Origin of the sequence: Methanobrevibacter sp., assembly GCF_015062985.1 — an archaeon.
GTDB lineage: Archaea > Methanobacteriota > Methanobacteria > Methanobacteriales > Methanobacteriaceae > Methanocatella.
On record NZ_SUTI01000007.1, the window covers coordinates 1 to 19877 of the forward strand.

Annotated in this window: 19 protein-coding genes and 1 pseudogene; 4 read left to right on the forward strand and 16 right to left on the reverse strand. The window is 34.3% G+C overall.

Annotated elements, in window-relative coordinates; genetic code table 11:
• The 5 genes and pseudogenes from hmtA1 to tes all read right to left on the reverse strand — a co-directional run.
• Positions 1–75, reverse strand: a pseudogene (hmtA1, locus tag E7Z77_RS04370) (histone HmtA1); the annotation flags it as partial.
• A gap of 199 nt (positions 76–274) precedes the next feature.
• Positions 275–1555, reverse strand: coding sequence for a tRNA (N(6)-L-threonylcarbamoyladenosine(37)-C(2))-methylthiotransferase (locus tag E7Z77_RS04375; RefSeq protein ID WP_292750676.1), 1281 nt, complete (start codon positions 1553–1555; stop codon positions 275–277).
• 11 nt (positions 1556–1566) lie between these two features.
• The gene (locus E7Z77_RS04380) at positions 1567–2187 is read right to left on the reverse strand and encodes an HVO_0476 family zinc finger protein (protein ID WP_292750678.1); all 621 of its coding nucleotides are present in this window, start codon (positions 2185–2187) and stop codon (positions 1567–1569) included.
• A 13-nt stretch (positions 2188–2200) separates the two neighbouring features.
• The gene (gene hacB / locus E7Z77_RS04385) at positions 2201–2683 is read right to left on the reverse strand and encodes a homoaconitase small subunit (protein ID WP_292750680.1); all 483 of its coding nucleotides are present in this window, start codon (positions 2681–2683) and stop codon (positions 2201–2203) included.
• A gap of 87 nt (positions 2684–2770) precedes the next feature.
• On the reverse strand, positions 2771–4276 hold the full coding sequence (gene tes, locus E7Z77_RS04390; RefSeq protein WP_292750682.1) for a tetraether lipid synthase Tes: 1506 nt from the start codon (positions 4274–4276) through the stop codon (positions 2771–2773).
• A 141-nt stretch (positions 4277–4417) separates the two neighbouring features.
• Here tes and E7Z77_RS04395 point away from each other — a divergent pair, with 141 nt between their 5' ends.
• The gene (locus E7Z77_RS04395; RefSeq protein ID WP_292750684.1) at positions 4418–4984 is read left to right on the forward strand and encodes a CDP-2,3-bis-(O-geranylgeranyl)-sn-glycerol synthase; all 567 of its coding nucleotides are present in this window, start codon (positions 4418–4420) and stop codon (positions 4982–4984) included.
• A 25-nt stretch (positions 4985–5009) separates the two neighbouring features.
• On the opposite strand, the gene E7Z77_RS04400 is transcribed toward E7Z77_RS04395, so the two are convergent.
• From E7Z77_RS04400 to E7Z77_RS04440, 9 genes are all read right to left on the reverse strand, one after another.
• Positions 5010–6032: a hydantoinase/oxoprolinase family protein gene (locus tag E7Z77_RS04400; protein ID WP_292750686.1), complete on the reverse strand. Its 1023-nt coding sequence runs from the start codon at positions 6030–6032 to the stop codon at positions 5010–5012.
• 1 nt (position 6033) lies between these two features.
• Positions 6034–7122 carry an ATP-grasp domain-containing protein gene (locus tag E7Z77_RS04405; protein ID WP_292750688.1) on the reverse strand — a complete coding sequence of 363 codons (1089 nt, stop codon included), beginning with the start codon at positions 7120–7122 and terminating at the stop codon, positions 6034–6036.
• Positions 7106–8428, reverse strand: a complete 1323-nt coding sequence (gene wecB, locus E7Z77_RS04410; RefSeq protein WP_292750690.1) for a UDP-N-acetylglucosamine 2-epimerase (non-hydrolyzing) — start codon at positions 8426–8428, stop codon at positions 7106–7108. Before wecB ends, E7Z77_RS04405 begins: the two co-directional genes overlap by 17 nt.
• A 39-nt stretch (positions 8429–8467) precedes the next feature.
• Positions 8468–9661 (reverse strand): MFS transporter, encoded by a 1194-nt coding sequence (locus E7Z77_RS04415; RefSeq protein WP_292750692.1) that lies wholly within the window; start codon positions 9659–9661, stop codon positions 8468–8470.
• Positions 9662–9670: 9 nt separating this feature from the next.
• Entirely contained in the window at positions 9671–10531 is an 861-nt protein-coding gene (truA, locus tag E7Z77_RS04420) for a tRNA pseudouridine(38-40) synthase TruA (RefSeq protein ID WP_292750695.1), read from the reverse strand.
• A 558-nt stretch (positions 10532–11089) separates the two neighbouring features.
• Positions 11090–11596, reverse strand: coding sequence for a GNAT family N-acetyltransferase (locus tag E7Z77_RS04425; protein WP_292750696.1), 507 nt, complete (start codon positions 11594–11596; stop codon positions 11090–11092).
• Between the two features lie 57 nt (positions 11597–11653).
• Entirely contained in the window at positions 11654–12508 is an 855-nt protein-coding gene (locus E7Z77_RS04430) for an ABC transporter permease (protein WP_292750698.1), read from the reverse strand.
• Entirely contained in the window at positions 12501–13490 is a 990-nt protein-coding gene (locus E7Z77_RS04435; protein ID WP_292750700.1) for an ABC transporter permease, read from the reverse strand. The genes E7Z77_RS04430 and E7Z77_RS04435 overlap by 8 nt, the downstream gene beginning before the upstream one ends.
• A 55-nt stretch (positions 13491–13545) precedes the next feature.
• Positions 13546–15168, reverse strand: a complete 1623-nt coding sequence (locus E7Z77_RS04440; RefSeq protein ID WP_292750702.1) for an ABC transporter substrate-binding protein — start codon at positions 15166–15168, stop codon at positions 13546–13548.
• A 338-nt stretch (positions 15169–15506) separates the two neighbouring features.
• Between E7Z77_RS04440 and E7Z77_RS04445 the strand changes: the two genes are divergently transcribed.
• Entirely contained in the window at positions 15507–16199 is a 693-nt protein-coding gene (locus E7Z77_RS04445) for a 4Fe-4S double cluster binding domain-containing protein (RefSeq protein WP_292750704.1), read from the forward strand.
• Here the strand turns inward: E7Z77_RS04445 and E7Z77_RS04450 are convergent.
• Positions 16194–16760, reverse strand: coding sequence for a GNAT family N-acetyltransferase (locus E7Z77_RS04450; protein ID WP_292750706.1), 567 nt, complete (start codon positions 16758–16760; stop codon positions 16194–16196). The genes E7Z77_RS04445 and E7Z77_RS04450 overlap by 6 nt on opposite strands.
• A 145-nt stretch (positions 16761–16905) precedes the next feature.
• On the opposite strand from E7Z77_RS04450, the gene E7Z77_RS04455 reads away from it, so the two are divergent.
• Both E7Z77_RS04455 and E7Z77_RS04460 read left to right on the forward strand, forming a co-directional pair.
• Entirely contained in the window at positions 16906–17853 is a 948-nt protein-coding gene (locus E7Z77_RS04455; RefSeq protein ID WP_292750708.1) for an ABC transporter ATP-binding protein, read from the forward strand.
• A gap of 1 nt (position 17854) precedes the next feature.
• Positions 17855–18469 (forward strand): ATP-binding cassette domain-containing protein, encoded by a 615-nt coding sequence (locus E7Z77_RS04460; protein ID WP_292750710.1) that lies wholly within the window; start codon positions 17855–17857, stop codon positions 18467–18469.
• Here E7Z77_RS04460 and E7Z77_RS04465 read toward each other — a convergent pair.
• On the reverse strand, positions 18466–19833 hold the full coding sequence (locus E7Z77_RS04465) for an MATE family efflux transporter (protein ID WP_292750712.1): 1368 nt from the start codon (positions 19831–19833) through the stop codon (positions 18466–18468). The two genes, E7Z77_RS04460 and E7Z77_RS04465, sit on opposite strands and share 4 nt — an antisense overlap.
• Positions 19834–19877: the final 44 nt, after the last annotated feature.

A 19877-nucleotide genomic window follows, 5' to 3' on the forward strand; every position in this document is an offset into this window, starting at 1 on the left:
TGCATCATCACTAATTCTTTGTGCGCCAGCATTTTTTAAGATACGACCGACTGGTGCGATTGGTAATTCACTCATTTTGACACCTCCAATTAAAAGGTAGTAAACAATAGTATATAAAGGTATCGGTAAAAATGGATATTAACCGCTTATATTATAGCATATCCCCTATCAGAATATGCTTTTGAAATTTGATTAAGAATATCGGTATTATAATAAATTAAGGGATATAAATTAACTATGAAATAAAAATAAGAAGATATATAAAAATAAAAAATTATTCTTCCAATAATTCGCTTTTAAGATATGTGGCGGTTGCTTCGGTTATCTTTACCTTAACAAAAGTCCCTAATTGGACATTGTCAACAATTACTGGAATATAAGAATCAGTCTTAGCAATAAAACCTCCTTTGGAACCTTTTTCAACAACCAATACATTTTGAATGGAATTAACCAATTCCTTGTTTTCATCTTCTGTTATTTTTGATTTAATTTCAGATAAAAATTTTGATCTATTCTTCATTACCTCACGAGGAATTTCCGGAAGGGAAGATGAAATTGCACCTTTACGATGCTGGTATTTTGATAAATGAATTAAACTTGGCCCAATGTTTTCAAGCAACTTTACTGTTTCATTGAAATCATCATCATTTTCAGTCGGATAACCCACAATAATGTCTGTAGCCAGAGTTATGTCAGGAATCTCATTTTTAAATCTGGACACGATATCCAAGTACTGATCTAATGTGTGACCCCTATTCATTTCAGACAGCACCTTATCACTTCCAGATTGTACGGGCAAATGAATGAAATTATATACCTTAGGATGTTTCATAGCATCGATTATTTCATCAACATCATTTAAAACATTTTTAGGATGCATCATTCCAACACGAACACGAAAATCTCCATCTAAATTAGCCACTTCTTTAATTAAATCTGATAGTTTCTCACCACTATCCCGGCCAAATGCGGCAGTGTCCTGTGCAGTGAGCTGAATTTCACATGCCCCATTTTCAATAGCTTTCCTTGCTTCTTCAGTAATGTCTGCTATCGGGTAACTGTTTAAAGGACCTCTGGCAAAACGAGTACAACAAAATGTACATGCACCCAAACATCCTTCACAGATTTGAATTATGTGGATAAGGCTGTCATCAACTACTTTGGAAACACCAACTTTCGGTTCCTTTGAAAATCCACATTCACGAACGACTTCACCATTATAGGCTCCTGTGACAACATCATACGCCTTGTTTAATTGATGAGGTCCAATCCATGAACAGTCAGGCCCGACCTTATCCAATTTTTCAGGGTCAATTTCAACCATACACCCGCCTACGATAATTTTCTTGTCGGGAAATTCATCCTGCAATTTCTGGATTCTGTAGGTGACCTTATTTTCTGTGGGCAGTTTAACATAACATGTGTTTACAATAACAACATCGGCATCTTCGATGGAATCGACAATATCAATATTATTATCCTTTAAATTGCCTGCTATAATCTGACCATCAGCTTTATTGAAGGTGCATCCATATGACTCAATATATACTTTCATTGTCTTACACTCTATGATGTTTTTTTGCAAATATCCTTAGTTAAATCATAATCATAATTATTGAATTTAACCGGCTTTGAATAAACACGTTTAATAACCCCTGCTTTTGCAAAACCGGATGTTAATTTTCTATCCTGTGTCTTGATGACATGCACTTTGACAATGTGCTTGTCTATCTTTATGACATCACCAGGAGCGATTTCGAAATCTCTATCCAAGTCCAGCTTATATGAATCTACTTCACCATGAAGATCCACTGAAAAACCTATACGGGCAGGAATTTCAACAGAAATAGCCCATATTGTGTCAATATCTTCAATTAGGGATTTTTCAACTCTCTTATCTTTCACTTCAATGCCTGTCACTTCGACCTGGCCCAAATCGGAAAGCAATACGTCACCACATTTTAATTCATCGCTTGGAGATAAATTAATAGATGTTTTATAAGACTTATCTTGCTCTGAAATAATTAATCTATAAGGTTGAGGTTTCTTTGCAGAAAAAATATCTTTAAAAACATGACCGCACTCTTCACATTTCAATAAATATTCTTCAATTAATTTTTTCTTGGAAGGCTTCTGTTTTGAATTTAAAATTTCAATATCATCAGAGCCGCAAATAGGGCATTCCATTTTTTATACCTCCTCATTCGTCCTTTAGATAATGGTTAACCAAACCACCATCTTCCAAAATGCTTAACATGAACTCCTTAAAGGGTTCGAAAGTTTTACTTTCACCGGTTGTTTTATTAACTAAAATGCCTTTGGATAAGTCAATGCTTATGACATCATCATCGCTAGCTTCAATATCGCTTACAATAACCGGCAAACCAATATTTATTGCATTCCTGTAAAAAATTCTTGCAAAGGACTTTGCAACAATTGCGCTAACACCTGCAGTTTTAATAGCTACCGGTGCCTGTTCTCTGGATGAACCGCATCCAAAGTTCTCGTCAGCAACAATTATATCCCCCTGTTTAACATTTTTTGTGAAATCCGGGCGTTCACCTTCCAAAACATGATCTGCTAAATCTTGAGGATTAAAAGTTCTTAAATATCTTCCGGGAATAATGACATCAGTGTCAATATTCTCCCCAAAAGTCCATGTTTTTCCTTCAATAATATCCATTCATATCACTGTAAAATTGATTTAAAAAAAACGAGTATTTGGGATAAACCCAAATACAAAATAAGTTAGGTGATTTTTATAATTAATTTATTCTTTTTGTTTAAAAGGTGTTGAAAATTCTTTTTCCACACTTTCACGATACATGGAATTCATTGTACAGAACGGGATAATTCTACCATCCGGTGTTGCATAATGAATAACACATTTTTTAACTCTATCTTCGTCAAAGTTAAATGGATCCATGAAATGCATACATGAAATAAGCATTGCATCCTTGGAAAATTCACCTAATGCTTCATAATCTCTTTTGGCAAATACGTTTAACAAGATTTTAGTAATATCCAAATCTTTAGGAGATCTGCTAGGGTGAACTAATTTAGGAAGATTTCCTGTTAATCCTGCAAGAACCCTCTTATGAGAACCGAATTTGCCTTTCCTAAGTTTTTCATTATATTCCTCAAGTTTATTGAACAAATCATCAACATCGATGAAATCGGTAATTGGAATGAGTTTATCTTTTCCGTCACCTTCAGTTTTTTCTCTGAAAACATAAGTAGCAATTCCACAATGCTCATGACAATTCAAAGTTACTGTAGCAGCATCATTTCCATCAAGCAGAGATATGAATTCCGCAATTGGTTCAACACAGGATGGTGGGTAAAAAGCATCAGTTGGAACCTGACCATCAGTTTCTTCTTCAATAATCTTTATAAAGTCAGGGATTGTAATTCTTTGTTCCTCTACTTGGTCTGCAGGGGTTCTTCCTGAAAATGATACCGGCTGGAAGTTAACTCCATAAATGATATCGTTATTGTCAAATGCAAATTTAATGATTTGACCAACTTGGTGATCATTTACTCCTTTGACTAATGTAGGAACCAATACAACTCCTAAACCTGCTTTTCTACAGTTTTCAATAGCCTGAAGTTTATCCGGAAGCAAATCCCTACCTTTATTTGCAATATAAGGTTCTGGAGTTACACCTTCAAATGAAAGATAAACAGTATTCAAACCAGCTTCCTTCAAGTCTTTAGCTAAATTTTCCCTTTTAGCTAATCTAATACCATTGGTAGCAATCTGAACGTGAGTAAAACCTTCTTCCTTAGCCATTTCAATTAGCTCAACAATGTCATTTCTGACAGTTGGTTCACCACCGGCATATTGAATAGCCGGACAAGGATTAGGCTTTAGATTTCTTAAATTCTTAAGCATTTGCCTAATTTCATCTTTACTAGGTTCATATAGGTATCCTGCAGCAGCCGCATTTGCAAAACAAACAGGGCATCTTAGGTTACACCTGTTAGTCACGTCAATTAATCCTAAAACAGTAGAGGTTTCATGTTTTGAGCATAAACCACAATTGCTTGGGCAAGCTCCCACATCATCAACACAAGGATTTTCAATAGGAGCGACTGATGGAATATATTTACTCACATTATGATATAACTCTTCATCACTCCAGTATGTGTTAACAAACTCCCCATGTTCATCACAGGTCTTTTTGATGAAAATTTTACCGTCTTCATCATAGACTTCTGCATCTATAGGTTTGCCACATTCTGGACATAAACTTTTTGTTCCCTTAATTTTCAAAAAAATCACCTTTTACTAATAAAATGTCATTAGTACATAACTTACATAATATTATATATTTAAATTAATTAAATATTTAAACTTAATTAATATATATTAGTTAAAACAAAATAATATTAAATATTATTGGAGAATTATTTAATGGCTAATGAAATTGTAATGTTGTTAATAACTTGTGTTGCAACACTCTACTTCCTTCTTCCGGCATATTTTGCAAACGGCGCAGGATTAGTTTTTGGAGGAGGTCTTCCATTTGACATGGGAAAGAGTGACAAAAATGGCATTCGTTGGATTGGAGATGGAGTGACCTGGAAAGGATTGATTGCAGGAACTTTCATAGGAATTATAACAGGAGCCATTCAGGGATTTTTAGCACCGCACATCATTTCACAATTCGGAACATACATTACCACCCCAATTGTAACTAGCGTCCCTAATGGAATACTGATTGGATTTTTACTTGGTTTCGGAGCATTGTTAGGTGATGCAATCGGCAGTTTTTTAAAAAGAAGACTTGGAATTGGCCGTGGAAAACCTGCTCCAATTTTAGATCAGCTAGACTTTTTAATTGTTGCACTTATCTTGGTTTCATTAGTTGTGAAACTGAATGTTACATTTATAGCAATAGCTATCATATTAACCTTAATCATTCATTTACTTGCCAATACCGGAGCATATCTGCTTGGTTTGAAAGATGTTTGGTATTAACCTTTAAAAATTAAGAGAACTTATTTTAATTTAAATATTTATTCATCATCACTGCAGTTCCCACAGCCGGTGCTACAACACATTCCTCATCTGTTAGGATATCTCCCATTGATTTGACTTCCAAGCCTAAAAGTTCAGCCGCTTTTTTATCAAGAATATCCTTTCCAAGCCCTGTTGTAACAATCAAATCAAAGCCTTGTGTTTCAACAACCTGTTTTAAGCCATCTGCAATCTGTTCAACTTGCTTTTGATGAATGAACTTGGACATTTCAACAATATCATCCATTGTCAACATTTCCAAATCGGCACATACGACACGTGCAATCCTCTTTGCGCAATCCAACTTGGATTTGCTTGCACCATCAAAAGTATCACACACGTAATCATCTTCGGTAATTAAATCCAAAACAGTGTAAACATCAGCAGTCTGTGCAAAGAGTTCGCTAGCTACACGATACTCTTTTCCATTCAATTCCACTTTATCCAAAAAGCTTGCAAGATTTGTTCTTAAAGTTCCAGTGTAGACCAGTTCTCCAGTTGCAGACCTGTCAAAATCAGATTTGCCTATTGCACATTCCTTTCCATCCTTGATTGGGATAATGTCTGTTGTTGTGCTTCCGGTATCAATAAATATGCAGTTGTCAGATATTAAAGTAGCAATCTGAGCTGTTGCAATCCAATTAGCTGCCGCTGCCTTAAGTGGAGCTTCTTCAATTTCGCTTTTGGAAAGCATACCATCGATTCCAACATATGCTATCGGGCAGTCAAATGTTTCTTCACATTTCATAACAACATCCAAAACTCCATCCTTTTTGGTATCATATGCGTCAACAAGTTCAGCAGTCATGGAGATGCCCACAGCATCAATTTCTGATACCGGACAGATGTTTTCTATCAATTCAACGAGAACTTCTGATAAATCATCGTTGTTGCTCCACATCGGAAGATATGCAAAATCAACTTCAATATTTTTAATTTCCTCTCCGTCAAAGTCAATGACCGCCAAATCAGTGTTTGCACCGCCAATATCAAATCCCGCTACTTTCATATTATATTCTCCTGATTACTAAGGAATCTCCAGATTTTTTAAACTCCACTTCACCATCTAAAGAGATATCAAGTTCATTAATATCCACATTACCGTCAATCAGGTCAATGATTGTCTTTCCAATGTTGAAATTGGCAATTTCGCTCAAACCCACATATGGAGTTGTAAATCTTGAATTGATTTCCAAAAGATAAACTGAATAAACATCTTTTTCATCAGCATTGATTAATAAATCAACACCAACAAAACCTTTCATTCCATCAATGGCCTCAACTGCCTTGGTTGCAATTTCAAATGCTTCATCTTTGTATTTGGTTTCATAAGGAATTTTACCTCCAAGGTAAGTTCCCTTATCATTTTTCAACTCCACATATTGCTGATTTAAACTGATTGGAATTGCTTTTTTGCCGTCGGATATTAAGCTGACGCTTATATCTGTTCCCTCAATATACTCCTGAACAAGGACACGGGATCCTGGTGTGAAAATCTTATCCAAATCCAATGTCAAATCTTCAATTTTTTCAATTACCACAATATCCTCGCAGTCAACGCCAACTAATGGCTTTATGATTAATTTAAGGGGAGTCAATGGATCTTCGGCTTGCCATTTTTCATGCAGATTCTCGATTGCCCTTTTCCAGTATCCTTTTGGGTCTATTTTGAATCTGAATGATCTTGGTTGTGGAACAATATTGGACAAAGCCTCATAGGTTTCAGATTTATCTGAAGATTTTAAGCAAGCTTCAGAAGAGGAATTGTAAATTTTGACATTATTCTCTTCCAATATTCTGGTGATATTGTAAAGATTATTGTTGTTTTCAGCGGAGATGAAAATGGCTTTACTGAATTGTTCGGCATTTTCATCAAGCCAGGAGATTATATCCTGATTGATTAAAATTGGATTAACATTAGGATAATCCTTAACAGTTCCTTCATAAGATTCGTTGATGACCAAATCAACATCAAAGTCCTTTAAATCTTCCAAAAGTGCAAATATTAATGCTTCAGCTTCTGAGATGATGCATTTATCCTTTTCCCCTGAAGCAGTAAAATACTCAAATACTAAAATTGAATCATTCTCTTTTGTCATAAACAATCATCATACCATTTAAATTTAATTCATCAGCAGGAAATTGCATTTTTTCCCCATCAAAAGCCATGTGGATAAGTGCATCTTCCCTGTTTTCAAATTCTTCAACAGAAATATCCTCTTCAATTTTTATCATTTTCCTTACAAATGAGGCCATTATGTTTTCTGGAGCTTTAATATCCAATAAACCTTCATCATAATATTTTTCTATTGCATCGACAGTCAATTCTGCAGAATTTCCCTGCCCATATGGATTGACTGCATTTCTCATCTTGTTTGCAAAATCTTCATCATCAAGGATTTTTCTAGCATTATCAACAATAGCCTGTTTATTGGAACCAACAAGAATATTTCCGCCAGCAGTAACTGTTTCGGGCCTTTCAGTATTATACCTTAAAGTTAAAGCAGGAACATCTAATGTAATCGCTTCTTCCTGAAGACCTCCGGAATCTGTTAAAATTAAAGTTGAATTGGAAGTTAAAAGCAAGAAATCAAGATATCCCAAAGGTTTTATAACGTGAACATGATTCAAATTATTTAATTCATCAAATAAACCGAAGTTTTGAAGTGTGTTTTTAGTTCTCGGATGAATAGGGAAAATAATATTCATATCATCCAATTCTTTAAGCGCATCGATGATGTTTGTAACCCTTGTAATGTCATCCACATTCTCAGCCCTATGCATTGTTAAAGTCAAGATGTTATCCATCTCTTCAATATTTAACATCTTAAGAGATTCCTCTTCAAATCCTCTCTTTTTGGCAATTTCCAAGTGTCTAAAACATGCGTCAACAACTGTATTGCCTATTATAAAAAGATTTTTTCTTGAAAATCCTTCAGATAACAGGTTAATGGCTGATTGTGTAGTCGGAACAAAATACATTGCTGAGCATACGTCGGCAGCTCTGCGATTCACTTCTTCAGGCATTGTCATGTCGAATGACCTCAGTCCTGCTTCAACATGGCCTATCGCAATATGCAATTTGGCTGCAACAAGTGCTCCTGCAAGAACTGCATTGGTATCACCTTGAACCAAGACAATATCAGGTTTCTCTTTTAAAAGAACTTCTTCAATGCCTTCCATCATTAAGCCAGTCTGCTTTCCATGGGTTCCTGAACCGACATGGATATTATAATCAGGAGTTGGAATTTCCAAGTCCTTAAAGAAATTGTCAGACATCTCCTTATCATAATGCTGACCGGTATGGAGAATAACTTGATCAATTCCCCTTTTAGATATTTCATCAATGATAGGGGCCATTTTAATAATTTCAGGCCTAGTTCCTAAAACAGTTGCTATTTTCATAATATTAATATATTTATTAAAATAACTTAAAAATTTTTTTTAATTTTTCAATGCATATAAACAAATCGGCAATGCAAGAAGTGTAATGAATGATGAAATGAAAAATACTGGTGCATATCCTGAACTAGCAGATACGAAACTTCCAAGCAATGCCGGTCCAAAACCCATTGTAGCATCACAGAATATGAAAAATGTTGATACTGCATAAGACCTGCGGCTTTCAGATACGTTTCGGGTTACTATTGTGGTGCAAGCAGAATTCAAGGTACCGAATCCGAGAGCACAACATACTGCACAGATATAAACTGTAATAACAGACGGGATCCATGCAATCAGGAACAGACCGATTGATTGTGCAATGATACCTGTTATGCAGATTAATCTGTCACCACCCCAATCCTGGATTTTACCTGCTATTGGCCTTGACAAAACTAAAACTATTGAATATATGATAAAAAACCATGAGAATGCTGTTGTTAGATTAATCTCAGCGGCATATAGTCTATTGAAAGATAAAATTGAAATATAACCCAAACTTGTAAGGGCTGTGAAAAGTGAAACAGGTATCGCTTTAATTTCAAAAACTTTCTCAATTCCAGAATATTCCCTTTCTTCTTTGAATACTGGTTTATTTTGACTGTTAACGCCAGGGTCCTTTTCACTTACATCAACAAAACTTATGCAGATTAATGCAAGTGCGCAAAATATGCTGGCTATTAAAAAGCATCCATTGGCGCCGACAGCATCATAAAGAAATCCTGAGATGAATGGACCTAACCCTACAGCAATAGTGGTTCCCAGCATGAAATAACCGAAAGCTTCACTGAAACGGCTTTTAGGAAGAACAGCAGTTGCTATTGTAACGATAGCATTGGCAGATGCTCCAAAACCTATACCGTGAATAAATCTGACAATCAAAAGCAAATTGACATCCCTGACAAAGAAATACAAAATACAGGATATGAAATGGATGGTCATGAAAACCAATGCAGTTTTCTTCCAGCCTACCCGTTCTAAAGAATTGCCAGAATAAATTCTTGAGCAAAGCCCTCCAAAAATATATATTCCGGAAACAAGCCCAGCAATTGTTGCACTTGAACCCATTGCAGTAGCATACTCGGCCACAGTAGACATTAAAGCATACATAACCAAAGCAGTAAACAGTAATGCTCCAAAGACTAAGAAAAATGATTTTGTAAATATTCTATCCTGATTATTTTCTAAAGCATTCATTTTTTCCCCTTAAAGCAAATCCGCCAAACTTTTAACCATTGACTCACGAATCGCATATCTTTTTTGTAAATCTGATAATGAATCAACAAGGTCACGCCTAAATCTTTCACAGGCATAATCATCGTATGTGAATCTGATTCCATCATATTGAATATCCATTAAAATCAGATATTCGGCTTCCATGACCTTAATGTAGGCTCTTGGTTCGTCTTCTTCAGGATTCAACAGCTTTTCCACATCATCCAAATCCATTTTGCCAACAGCCACATCCACAAATACCCTCATCATCTTTCTCACCATATTCCATAAGAATGACTCCCCGTAGATATCTACGAAAATTGGGGAAAGGGTGTCGTGGAGATTGGGAAATTCCTTATTGTGATAATCGGACAAGTCCACTTTTGTGATTTTAATGTCATCAATTGTTCTTGTAGTGGTTTTTTGGAATCTTTTAGTAAAATTAGTAAAGTTATGAGTTCCTTTAAAAACTTCAGCACACTCTTGAAGCTTATCAATATCCAGATCTTGGAACAGCATATAACGGTATTGTCTCATCTGAGCATATCTTGGTTTGAATGCATATCTCACAGGTGCACTAGCCAATATTTGTATATCATCGGGCAGAGAGTTGTTAATTTCATTGACCCTAACTTCCTTTTCGGACTGAAAGCTAATGACATTACCCAAACTATGAACGCCCGCATCGGTTCTGCCAGCTATCCTGAATCTGGACTTTTTCAAATCATCGATGTAGTCCAGCTTACGCAAATGGTAAATCAGCTCCTCTTCGACTGTTCTTAAATTAGGCTGTCTTTGAAAACCATGAAAGTTAGTTCCAATATAACCGATTTTTAGTGCTGTTCTTTTCATTATTATAATATTTTAAGATACTATAAAATAAAGTTTAAGAAATAATTTAAAAAAAAAGAATAAAAGAGGAGGGGAAAATAGCTATTATAAAATAGCTATTTTGGTTATATGACTTTATTCTAATAAATATTACAAAATTCTAAGCAAATATTAACTAAATATTATTCCAAAAATTGGATAATATAATTTATAGTAAATAGTAATAACCATATAAATGTTTTTAAATAATTATTCTTCAAAAAAAGGGTTTTATTCAAAAGTATCCCATCATAATAAGTTATGGAAAAAATTAAAATAAAATATCCCTTCAAATGACATATAATCAATCAATATGGTTTTATTCAAATTTAATAATAACAACGATAATCAATGAAACAAATTAAAATTCAGAAAAAAATCTAAAATCTCCCCCGTTGTTTTATTAAAGATTAATCATGGATTTAAATTGACATTTAAAAAGTAACTGCTGAAAAAATAAAAAATGATACAGAATAAGAAGAACCTAAAAAAAGTAATACTTTTTAACAAAATAATGCTACTAAAATATGGTGGGACTTTTTAATTCAAAATTTTCTCCATATGATTTGTTTCATCATAATCATCTTCTTCCACAGTTAATTCATATCCCATTGATTTCCAAAAAGATAAAGCAGCATCCAAATACCTGTGGGTATGGAGATATATCCTAACATATCCCTTTTCTCTTGCAAACTCTTCCATTGTAGTTACAAGCCTCCGTGCAATCCCATGACGCTGGTATTCCTCATCCACCATCAATCGCCAAATACTTGCAGTATCCTCGTTAGAGTAAATCCCCCTAAAGAATTCATAATCCCTGTCATAAGCCCTAATGGCAGCAGTTGCAACAATCTTATCACCATCATAAGCTACAAAAAAAGCGTTGGATGAAGGCAAAATATAATATTCATCAATTGCCTCAATATCATAATGAAATTCAGGAGTAGGGCCAATATCATATACCTTCCTGATTTGACCATATAAGAAATCTTTTGCAGATTCAATCGCTTCATGGTCATTGTCAAGTTCTTTAATTGTAAAATCCATAATATCACCTAAAAATTTTTAAAAAAAAATAAAATAGAGAAATTAATAAAATTTCTCCTATTCTTGAGCTGTTTCCGGGTTAAGTAATCTTTCTACATTTTCCCCAATGAAATCAAAGAGCAATACAACAATCAATAATGACATACCTGGGAAGAATGCTAACCACCAATATCCTGAAGACAGGTAATGCATAGACTCTGATAGAATTACACCAATAGCAGGTTCATGAGGTGGCAAACCAAATCCTAAAAATGTAATCGCCGCTTCGTGCATGATTGCATGAGGAAACATTAAAATAACACCAACAATAATCTGGGAAACAATTAATGGAAGAATATGTTTTGTGGCAATCCATATTTTTGATTTTCCAAGGTTTTCTGCTAAATGGATGTATTCTTTAGTCCTGATTTCCTTGACTTCTGATCTTAAAACCCTTGCAAGCGGTGTCCAATGTGTTAATCCAACACCCATAACAACACCAATAACTCCTCCACCAAACATTATGGAAACAAGAATAATTAAGAGGATGTGAGGTATTGAACCGAATAGGTCAATAATTCCGGCAACAGCTTCATCTGCAAATTTATTAAAACTTGAAAACAATCCTAGAATAATAGAAATGATAGTACTTATAACTGATGCAATGAAACCCACCATAATACTTAATCCAAGACCTGCGACAGTTCTTTGAAACATATCCCTTCCCATCCAATCAGTTCCAAAGATATGTTCAAATGAAGGCATTTGGTTTGCACTGATAAAACTTGTCGGAATATCTTTGATAAAATAACCGCAAATAAATATTGTTACAATAACCAGTGCTGAAAGAGCAATAATGACTAAAGTTTTAGTCCTGAGATTAGCATGATACAAAAACCACTGCTTGTCATCATCAGTTTTTTTCTTAATCATTGAATTCACTCTCCTTAATTCTTGGATCAATTAGATAATATGATAAATCCGCAAGCAAGTTACCAACAAATACAAATATTGCACTGAATATTACAATTCCTAAAAATAGTGGAACATCACTGCTAAGACCTGCTGCAACGGCAGTTTGACCGACACCCGGATATGAGAATACCTGTTCTACAAGTACTGCTCCTCCAAATAATTCACTGAAAGACAAAAATTGTAAAGTGACTGCAGGCAGGAGAATATTTCTTATTCCGTGATTTTTCACTAAATCCCAACCTTTTTCTCCTCTGGATTTTGCAAACAATACATAATCAGAAGATAAAACTTGGATTAATTCATTACGTGTATACATTGCAATTGGCGCTAATCCAACAAGACTCAAAGTGATTGTAGGCAATACCAATCTTGAGGCCCATTCCATAAATGTGGCATCTGTACTTTTTACACCAATTGGAACACCAAATCCTATTGGGAACCACCCTAAATAAACAGCAAATACCATTAATACAAGCATTCCCACCCAGAAGGATGGTGCAGATTGAATTGCATAACAGTAAACTTTTACTGCCTTATCAATCCATGAACCTTTGTTTTTGCCTGCCACAACACCCATCGCAAAACCAATAATTCCACTTAATATCCATGAAATGGCCATTAATACAATTGAAGCGGAAGCCCTATCAATTATAATGTCTATAACAGGTGCACGATATATTAATGAAGTTCCCAAATCAAAATGTATTAAATCCATTAGCCAATGAAAAATTTTAGTAGTCAAAGGAACATTAGTTCCAAAATAATTTTCAAGGATTTGCCTCTGTGCTTCTGATACTGCAGCTTGTCTTAAATAAGCATTAACTGGATCAATAGGGGATAAATCTAATAATACAAAACTAAAAATTGCAACTACAAGAATTAATATTATAAAACGTATTAATTTGTAACCAAAAAATTTTAATAATTGATTTTTATTCAAAAATAAACCCCCATGAAAATTTTAAAAAAATAAAAAAAAGGAAAAGGATATTTAATTAAGATGTTGAATTGGTTCTAGTCCAATCACAGATGTTAATTAATATATCATTTCCTAAACCATCAGGTTGTTGACCGATATCGATTCCGTTTTTGATGAAGTAGTTGTAGTCATAGTTTACAAGCCATACGAATGGAGCGTCACCAGCAGGACTCCAACCTCCACCATTTACAAAAGCAGATTGAGACCATAAGGTGTTTGCAGCATTCAAATCGCTTGAGTGCATTGCATCATCCATCAATTTATCGGAATCAGTGTTGTTGTACAAGTTAGGATTCATGTAGAAACCATCTGCTTCTTTACTGTGATATTGCTGATAGATGGATTTATATGGGTCTGGAGAAGTTTGTTGCATTAATGCTGCGGAGCAATACATGTTATTATAGATTGTATCCCAGTCAGCACCAACTAATTTTACTTCAATTCCAATTTCTTTTGCTTGTTCAGCAAATACGGTTGATAGAGATTGCCTGTCAAGATAATCTGGTGGATAATATAACTCAAATGATGCTTTTACACCATCTTTTTCTACAATTCCATCACCATCAGTATCGTTCCATCCACCCTCTGCTAAAATTTGTTTTGCTTTTTCAACATTTCCATCTTCAACTTTACCATCAGGGTTTGCATAGTCTCTTGTATCTACACTGGTATATTCTGGGGTTGCATGACCTGAGAAAATGTAATCACACATTGTCTGACGGTTAACACCAACGTTTAATGCTTCTCTGATTGCTTTATCAGCAGTTACATTATTTCCTATTTTATATGTGCCATTGAATACTTCACCAGTATCATTTTGATAAGGTAAGGATACACCTTGTGCCCTACCTGCAGATTTTTCTACAAATTGGTATCCATCAACTGATTGGTTCAATGCGGAAGTTGCTACCGGAACTACATCCACATCACCGGATTTGGCTAATTCCAACCAGGTTGATTCTTCAGGGAACAATAGAGTGATTTGAGTAAAGTATGGTTTGTCATTATAATAATTGTCATTTACTTTAAATATTGCTTGTTGACCTTTATCCCAGTGATCTAATACATAAGGTCCGGTACCAATTGGGTTTTCACCATAAGTAGTATTGTCATATGAATCAGAAGGAACTATTCCCACATATCTTAAGTCATATATGAAAGTGGACCTAGGTTCAACCAAATCAAATTTGACAGTAGTTTTGTTTACAGCAGTTACATTTGCAAGATTAGTTAAATCCAATTCAGATTCAGTACTTTTTGCAGTGTTGAATGTGAATGCAACATCTTCTGCATCAAAAGTAGAATTATCTGAGAATTTAACATCATCCCTAACATTTACAGTCCATGTTTTTCCATCACTGCTAATTGAATAATCAGTAGCAAGATCTGGAACTATACTTCCGTTTTTATCTGTTTTAAACAAACAGCTTTGTACTAAAGGATTATAATTTTGGTGGCCGCATCCCCAACCGACAAGAGGGCTGAAACCTGCTTCCGGTTCTTTGATATTGCTGTGTGCTGCAACGGTTAAGTGGGTGGGGTCATTATCGTGAGAGCCTCCCATAAATGCCAAAGCACCTCCAACAATAATAAGAACAGCAGCAACACCACCAATTATCATCATTGTCTTTTTATCCATAACTTTTCACCATAAAATTAAATACCATATTAAAATAATAGTATTACTTTTCTACATTAAAGTAACTGAATAGTAATACTTTTTAATATTATTTTAACATTATTCTATATATTACTAACATACATATAAAAATATATTTATTACTTTTAAAATTTACTTTAAAAATTTATTAATAAACATAAATTCCTTAAAAAAATGAATAACCATCAAATATTCAAATAATAAATTGCAAAAATAAGAAAAAATTGACTATTAAAAAAATACAAAAAATGAAAGAAAAATTTATGAAAAGTAATACTTAATTAAATTTAAATATTATTAATCTTAAATATTTGGCTATGAATCTATCTCTTGAACTTAAAAACTACCTTTTGAATAATGGTGCAACCGAAGTAGGTTTTGCGGACATAAGCAATTTTACACCAAAAATTGGATTAAATAAAGGCATTGTTTTCTACATAACTTACCCAAAAGAGATAATACGGAACATGCAAAATGCACCCACCCAAGAATATGTCAATGAACTAGTTAGTCTAAATTCAAGATTAGACGCATTGGGCATGAAATGTGAAAGATTTTTAATTGATAAAGGCTTCAAAGCATATGCTCAAACAAAAAAGAGATTAGGAACTGATTTTGGAGAGTTCAACTCATTTGAACTACCCCATAAGACCATAGCAACACGTGCAGGCCTTGGATGGATTGGCAAATCCGCATTATTTACAACAAAGAATTTCGGATCAGCGTTAAGGATGTCTTCCGTTTTAACAAATGCTCCACTGGATATTGGAAAGCCTATCCTAAAATCAAGATGTGGGAAATGCATGGAATGCAGAGATGCATGTCTTGGTGGAGCAATAAGTGGGAAAGAATGGAATTATAAACTTAAAAGAAATGACTTTTATGATGACAAAAAATGCGAAAAATATGCATTAAAAGTATCTGAAGAGAATTTAGGAAAAGCAGATACCGTATGTGGAAAATGTATCTTTGCATGCCCACATACTCAAAAATATATTAAAAAATTATAACTTTACAGCATAGCGAAAATCGTTAGCTAACTGATCAATTTCCAAGCCTTGAATTTTTTTATCCATATGAACTGTTTCCAAATCATCATTTGCATCCAATGCAACAACAAAACCCATTTTTGTCCAAAATTCAATAGCTCCTGACAAATTTTTATGGGTATGTAAATAAATATCTTCATAATTGACTTCATTAGCAAAGTTTTCTGCAATGCTGAACATTTTTGAAGCCAAACCGCAACGCCTACATCTCCCATCAACGAACAATCTCCAAATGCTTGAGGTAGTATCATTAGAATACAAATGTCTAAATTCAGGAAAGTCCTTATCATAAGCCCTTATGCCTATTGTTGCAATGATTTCACCAGTTTCTTCGAAGTATGCAACATAAAAATTGTTTCTTTGAGGATTAACATAATATTCATCAATTTTTACAATATCTTGATGCCACTCGGGAACATAATCATATCCAAATTCCTTTTTTATCATCTTAAATAAAAATTCCTGAACCTCTTTAATTTCATTTGAACTTTTACCTAATTCTTTTATAGTAACATTCTTCATAGCAACACCAATCCAAAAAGTATTACAAATATAAAAAAAATTATACAATAAGTAATACTTTTTTATAATTTTTGAATAACTTTAATATTAATAAAGTACAAATAACTATTTAAAAGTTATCATTTGAAAATCATAAGGTGATTTAATGGAAAAATTATTAGATGTAGAGAATGTCTCAATCTCATTTATTCAATATACTAAAGGTTTAAATCAAAGAGATTTGAAGGTTATCACAGATTTGACTTTAGATATATCTGAAGGAGAAATATTGGCCGTATTAGGTTCCAGCGGATCTGGAAAAAGTCTGCTTGCACATGCAATATTCGGAATTCTTCCAGAAAATGCCAATCTAAATGGAAAAATAAAATACAATGGAAAAGAATTATCACAGGAAGACAAAGAAGAAATCAGAGGAAAAGATATAGTGCTCGTTCCCCAATCAGTAAACTTCCTAGACCCCCTAATGAAAATTTCAGACCAAGCAATCGGCCTCACAGAAAGCGATGAGGACAAAAAACAAAAGAAAATAAAACAACGAGAAATCTTCGAACATTATAATCTTGGCCCTGAAGTGGATGACATGTATCCCTTCCAGCTATCTGGGGGAATGGCCAGAAGAGTGCTTGTTTCAACCGCATTACTTTCAGACCCCAAATTAGTTGTAGCAGATGAACCTACACCAGGATTAGATGAAAAAACTGTACAAGAAACATTAAATCACTTCAAACACATGAAAGAAGATGGAATAGGAGTTTTATTAATTACTCACGACATTCATGCAGCACTAGAAGTGGCAGACAGAATCGGAATATTCTACTCAGGATACGTGATTGAAATCGCACTTGCAGAAGACTTTACCGGAGACGGTGAAAACCTTCTACACCCTTACACAAAAGCACTATACAAAGCACTCCCCGCAAACGGGTTCGAACTGACAAAAGGACACCAACCATTGCATGGGGAAATCCCTGAAGGTTGCCCATACTATGACAGATGCGAAATGCGCTTCGATAGATGTGAAAAAGAAAGGCCAGAATTAATTGATTTAGGCGATAAAAAAGTAAGATGCTTTAAATACGAAGAAGGTGCATAAGATGGAACTTAAAGCAACAAATATCTCATTCAAATATCCTTCTGCAAAGAAATACCTATTAAAAGATGTTAACTTAGAATTGGACAATAACAAAATAATCGGATTAATTGGAGACAGTGGAAGCGGAAAATCAACATTATGTAAGATATTATCCGGCTATGTTACAAAATACGAAGGCACTGTAACCTTTGATGGACAGCCTATTCCCAAAAAAGGATTCAAACCTGTGCAATTAATCTACCAACACCCTGAAAAAGTAATGAATCCTAAATGGAAAATGGAACAAGTATTAAATGAATCATGGGACGTTCCGGATGAATTTTTAAAGGAATTCGGTATACAAAAAACATGGCTAACAAGATTCCCTCAGGAACTATCCGGAGGGGAACTTCAAAGATTTTCAGTGTTAAGATCACTAAATCCAAATACAAAATTCCTAATAGCCGATGAAATGACAACAATGCTCGATGCAATAACACAAGTGCAAATCCTAGATTCAGTTTTAAAAGTAGTAAAAGAAAGGAAAATGGGATTTTTACTCGTAAGTCACGATATGGATTTAGTTGATACCATATGTGATGATAAAATTTACTTAAAGGATATTAATGGCACTTAGTCATTAATATTTATCAACCTTTTAATTTCCCAATCAGCCCATATCATAGTAATGTTATTCGATACTATTTCACCTAAAACAATACCCATCCAAGCGCCCCACACACCATAACCTAAAACAACCCCTAAAAGAACTGCAAAACATATTGTAAAACCTGTTTCCCTCATAATTGTCTGAAACATTGCAGTTATTCCTTTTCCAATTCCCTGGAACACATAAGTTGATGCGACACCAACTGCCATTGTAGGGTAATATATAACTATCCAAGAAAGAAAACTGGTAAGCTCTCCCAAAATCCTAACGCTGCTTGCGGATGAAGCAAAAACTGATGCAATATCGCCTGCAAAAACATTAGTCAGAATAGCTACAACACATGCAACGACGATGGATACCTTCATGGCATATCTATGAACTATCCGAATATTCTTATAATTTTTAGCACCATAATTGGCAGCAATAACACTTATTAATGCAGTCCCTATAGCTAAAAGAGGAGTGGTTCCAATTGTTACTATCCTCCAACCTGTTGAGTAAACAGCAACTGAATCAGTTGACCCGACAAAAGCCAGCAACGCTGAAAAAACCGCTGCAAAGAATGCATTGTTCAAAAGTTGGATGCTGGCCGGAATACCTACCTTGATTACATCAATTGAAATATCCTTTTGAAAAGAAAAGTTAACCAGATTCGGCTTCAGATATGTGTCTTTTTTTATATAAAACCAATAAATCAAAATTAAAATCACAAATACGGCTGAGATAATTGTTGCAATAGCTGCACCCTTAACACCCAAATTCAGGGAATAGATGAAAATAGGGTCCAAAATCATGTTTAAAATTGCTGATGCAATCATTGCATACATCGGTCGAGTGGTATCTCCTTCACCCCTGAAAATACCATATAATGCATTAGAAAGGATAATGAAAACAGACCCTAAAAGAATTATCACACCATAATCAGTTGCATAACCAATAGTTTGACCCGCACCCATAGCATTTAAAATCGGATTTAATAATACTAATAAAATTACAGTTAAAATCAATGAAACGATAATATCCAAAATTATTGAGTGAATAGAAGCATTATCTGCCTTTTGTTTATTGTCTTCGCCCAGATACTTTGACAAAGCGAATGCTGCACCTGAACCCAGACCATTACCAAAACCAACCAAGATCATGAATATTGGTGTGAAAAATCCTACACCTGCAAGCGCATCGGCTCCAAGGCCAGAAACCCACACGGCATCTATTAAATTATAAAAACTAGTTATAAGTAATGAAATTATTAAAGGAATAGACATTTTTATCAACGCTTTTTTTGGATTTTGAAGCATTATGTCTACACTGCTAGAATCATTACTTAACATAAGTAACTATTAAAATTTATTCAGATATAAAATTAGTTATTTAC

Excerpts from the sequence above, each read along its gene's own strand:
- E7Z77_RS04375 (WP_292750676.1), bottom strand. The coding sequence starts at position 1,555 with ATGAAAGTATATATTGAGTCATATGGATGCACCTTCAATAAAGCTGAT.
- E7Z77_RS04380 (WP_292750678.1), bottom strand. The coding sequence starts at position 2,187 with ATGGAATGCCCTATTTGCGGCTCTGATGATATTGAAATTTTAAATTCA.
- hacB (WP_292750680.1), bottom strand. The coding sequence starts at position 2,683 with ATGGATATTATTGAAGGAAAAACATGGACTTTTGGGGAGAATATTGAC.
- E7Z77_RS04395 (WP_292750684.1), top strand. The coding sequence starts at position 4,418 with ATGGCTAATGAAATTGTAATGTTGTTAATAACTTGTGTTGCAACACTC.
- E7Z77_RS04400 (WP_292750686.1), bottom strand. The coding sequence starts at position 6,032 with ATGAAAGTAGCGGGATTTGATATTGGCGGTGCAAACACTGATTTGGCG.
- E7Z77_RS04405 (WP_292750688.1), bottom strand. The coding sequence starts at position 7,122 with ATGACAAAAGAGAATGATTCAATTTTAGTATTTGAGTATTTTACTGCT.
- wecB (WP_292750690.1), bottom strand. The coding sequence starts at position 8,428 with ATGAAAATAGCAACTGTTTTAGGAACTAGGCCTGAAATTATTAAAATG.
- E7Z77_RS04415 (WP_292750692.1), bottom strand. The coding sequence starts at position 9,661 with ATGAATGCTTTAGAAAATAATCAGGATAGAATATTTACAAAATCATTT.
- truA (WP_292750695.1), bottom strand. The coding sequence starts at position 10,531 with ATGAAAAGAACAGCACTAAAAATCGGTTATATTGGAACTAACTTTCAT.
- E7Z77_RS04425 (WP_292750696.1), bottom strand. The coding sequence starts at position 11,596 with ATGGATTTTACAATTAAAGAACTTGACAATGACCATGAAGCGATTGAA.
- E7Z77_RS04430 (WP_292750698.1), bottom strand. The coding sequence starts at position 12,508 with ATGATTAAGAAAAAAACTGATGATGACAAGCAGTGGTTTTTGTATCAT.
- E7Z77_RS04440 (WP_292750702.1), bottom strand. The coding sequence starts at position 15,168 with ATGGATAAAAAGACAATGATGATAATTGGTGGTGTTGCTGCTGTTCTT.
- E7Z77_RS04445 (WP_292750704.1), top strand. The coding sequence starts at position 15,507 with ATGAATCTATCTCTTGAACTTAAAAACTACCTTTTGAATAATGGTGCA.
- E7Z77_RS04450 (WP_292750706.1), bottom strand. The coding sequence starts at position 16,760 with ATGAAGAATGTTACTATAAAAGAATTAGGTAAAAGTTCAAATGAAATT.
- E7Z77_RS04455 (WP_292750708.1), top strand. The coding sequence starts at position 16,906 with ATGGAAAAATTATTAGATGTAGAGAATGTCTCAATCTCATTTATTCAA.
- E7Z77_RS04460 (WP_292750710.1), top strand. The coding sequence starts at position 17,855 with ATGGAACTTAAAGCAACAAATATCTCATTCAAATATCCTTCTGCAAAG.
- E7Z77_RS04465 (WP_292750712.1), bottom strand. The coding sequence starts at position 19,833 with ATGTTAAGTAATGATTCTAGCAGTGTAGACATAATGCTTCAAAATCCA.